The sequence below is a fragment of the Streptomyces coryli genome (assembly GCF_011044975.1).
Classification (GTDB): domain Bacteria; phylum Actinomycetota; class Actinomycetes; order Streptomycetales; family Streptomycetaceae; genus Streptomyces; species Streptomyces coryli.
Window position 1 is genome coordinate 1 of record NZ_JAAKZV010000460.1, and the last position, 2,995, is coordinate 2,995.

3 protein-coding genes are annotated in these 2,995 nt (G+C 76.8%); all 3 read left to right on the plus strand.

Annotation, left to right across the window (positions count from 1 at the left end):
- Positions 1 to 969: glycosyltransferase family 2 protein (locus G5C51_RS41185; RefSeq protein ID WP_165245941.1), on the plus strand; the 969-nt coding region annotated here is incomplete at its 5' end.
- Positions 966 to 1,490: a D-glycero-alpha-D-manno-heptose-1,7-bisphosphate 7-phosphatase gene (locus G5C51_RS41190; protein WP_165245943.1), complete on the plus strand. Its 525-nt coding sequence runs from the start codon at positions 966 to 968 to the stop codon at positions 1,488 to 1,490. The genes G5C51_RS41185 and G5C51_RS41190, both read left to right, overlap by 4 nt.
- 88 nt (positions 1,491 to 1,578) lie before the next feature.
- A complete protein-coding gene (locus G5C51_RS41195) occupies positions 1,579 to 2,796 on the plus strand; it encodes a glycosyltransferase (RefSeq protein ID WP_165245945.1) in 1,218 nt (405 codons plus the stop codon).
- Positions 2,797 to 2,995: the final 199 nt, after the last annotated feature.

A 2,995-nucleotide genomic window follows, 5' to 3' on the forward strand; every position in this document is an offset into this window, starting at 1 on the left:
ACCCTGGCCCGCCCCTGCCTCACCGACTGCCTCGGCGCCCTGGCCGCCGCCAAGGGCCCGAAGCCGCGCGAGATCGTCCTCGTCGACGACCGGCCGCGCCCCGAACCCGCCGATCTCGAACCGGCGCTGACCGCCCTGGGCGATCTGCGGGCCCGCAGCAGCGTGCTGCACAGCGGCGGCCGCGGCCCGGCGGCGGCGCGCAACGCCGGGTGGTCCACCGCCGGGGCGCCGTGGACGGTCTTCGTCGACGACGACGTGCAGGTGGGGCCGCGCTGGTACGCCGAGCTGGCCGACGACCTCGCCGCCGCGTCGCCCGATGTCGGCGGCGTGCAGGGCACGTTGCACGTGCCGCTCCCCCGCGACCGCCGCGCCACCGACTGGGAGCGCAGCTCCGCCGGACTCGCCCGGGCGCTGTGGGTCACCGCCGACATGGCGTACCGGACCGAGGCGCTCAAGCAGGTGGGCGGCTTCGACGAACGCTTCCCGCGCGCCTTCCGCAAGGACGCCGACCTGGCGCTGCGGGTCCTGGACGCCGGCCGGCGGATCCGCCGCGGCAGCCGCCTGGCCCTGCGTCCGGTACGGCCCGCGGGCCGCTGGGCGTCGGTGGTGGCGCAGGCGGGCAACGCCGACGACGCGCTGATGCGGCGGCTGCACGGCCCCGGCTGGCGGGGGCTGGCGGCCGCACCGCGCGGGCGGATCCGGGTCCATATGACGATCACCGCCCTGGGCGTCCTCGCCGCCGCCGGCCTCGCGTCAGGCCGCCGCGGCCTCGGCGCCGTCGCGGGCACCGGATGGGCCGCCGGCACCGCGGAGTTCGCCTGGGCCCGGATCGCGCCGGGACCGCGCACCCCGGGCGAGATCACCACCATGGCGCTGACCAGCCTGCTCATCCCGCCGGCCGCCACCTGGCACCGGCTCACCGGAGAACTGCGGCACCGCCGCGTCCGCCCCTGGAGTGAGATCACATGACGGCCCTGGTACGGCCCGTCGCCGTGCTCTTCGACCGCGACGACACCCTCATAGAGAACATCCCGTACAACGGCGACCCGGCCCGGGTGCGCCCGCGGCCCACCGCGCGGCAGGCGGTGGCCCTACTGCGCTCCGCCGGCGTGCGGATCGGCTGCGTCACCAACCAGCGCGCGGTCGGCCTCGGCCTGATCAGCATCGCCGACGTGCGCCGGGTGCACGCCCGCGTCGACCAGCTCGTCGGCCCCCTCGACGTCTGGGCGATCTGCCCGCACCTCCCCGCGGACCACTGCGGCTGCCGCAAGCCCGCCCCCGGTCTGATCCTGGAGGTCGCCGCGCGGCTGCACGTCAACCCGCGGCACTGCGTGGTCATCGGCGACATCGGCAGCGACATGGCGGCGGCCGCCGCGGCCGGCGCGCAGGCGGTGCTGGTGCCGACGCCGCTGACCCGGGCCGAGGAGATCCGCGACGCCCCGCGGGTCGCGCCCGATCTGCTCGCGGCCGTCAAGTGGAGCCTCGCATGAGGGCGTCGGCGGCGAGGCCGGACGTACTGACCGACGCCGTGTCCCGCTTCCCGGGCGACCGGGAGCGGCTGCTGAAAGAGGTGACGCGATGAGGATCGCCATGGTCTCCGAACACGCCAGCCCGCTCGCCGCGCTCGGCGGCCCGGACGCCGGCGGGCAGAACGTGTACGTGGCCCGGCTGGCCGCGGCGCTCGCCGCCCGCGGCCACGAGGTCACCGTGCACACCCGCCGCGACTCCCCGCATCTGCCGGAGCGGGTCCGCACCCCGGCCGGCGTGGTGGTGGAGCACGTGCCGGCGGGCCCCGCCCAGCAGGTCCCGAAGGACCATCTCCTCGACTACATGCCGTACTTCGGCCGCCACCTCGCCCACCGCTGGCACGCGGAGCCGCCGGACGTGGCGCACGCGCACTACTGGATGTCCGGCATGGCGTCGCTGATCGGCGCGCATGACGAGCCGGTGCCGGTGGTGCAGACCTTCCACGTGCTGGGCACGGTCAAGCGCCGCCATCAGGGGCGGGCGGACAGCAGCCCGTACGAGCGGGTGCAGGTGGAGAAGCGGATCGGCCGGTCCGCCGCCCGGACGATCGCGACCTGCGGCGACGAGGCGGTCGAGCTGACCCGGCTCGGGGTGCCGGCCGCACAGGTCGCGGTGGTGCCGTGCGGCGTGGACGTCGAGGCGTTCCGGCCGGGGGCGCCCGCGCGCGGTCCGGTGCGGCAGCAGCGGCACCGGCTGCTGGCGGTCGGCCGGCTGGTCCGGCGCAAGGGCTTCGACGAGGCGATACGGGCGCTGCCCGCCATCCCGAACACCGAACTGGTCATCGCCGGCGGCCCGCCGCAGAAGCTGGTCGACACCGACCCGGAGGCGGAGCGGCTGCGGGCGCTGGCCCGGGGGCTCGGGGTCGGGGACCGGGTGCGGTTCGCCGGGGGCGTGTCGCACGAGCGGATGCCCAATCTGATCCGCAGTGCCGACGCGGTGGTGTGCACGCCGCGGTACGAGCCGTTCGGGATGGTGCCGCTGGAGGCGATGGCGTGCGGCGTGCCGGTGCTGGCCACCGCGGTCGGCGGCCAGCCGGACACGGTCGCCGACGAGGAGACCGGCCTGCTGCTGCCGCCCGACGACCCCGACATGATCGCGTCCGCCGCCCGCCGGCTGCTCGCCCGCCCGACACTGCGCCGCCGCTTCGGCGCGGCCGGCCGGAAGCGGGTGCTGTCCCGCTTCACCTGGAGCCGGGTGACGGACGGCGTCGAACAGGTCTACACCCAGGTCTCCACAAGCGCCCGGATCCGCACGGGAGCGGCCTCATGAGGCACGCTTCTGCCCCCGGCCGCTGCGACGAACTGGCCACCGCCGTGGCCGCCTTCCGCGGAGGCGTCCGGACCGCGGCCCGCGCCGCCGACGCGGCCGCCAGGACGGCCCGATGACCGCGCAGCAGTCCGCCTCCCGGCGGCTGGCGGGAAACCCGCCCGCAGGCCCGTCGGCCGCAAGCCCGCCCGTAGTTCCGTCA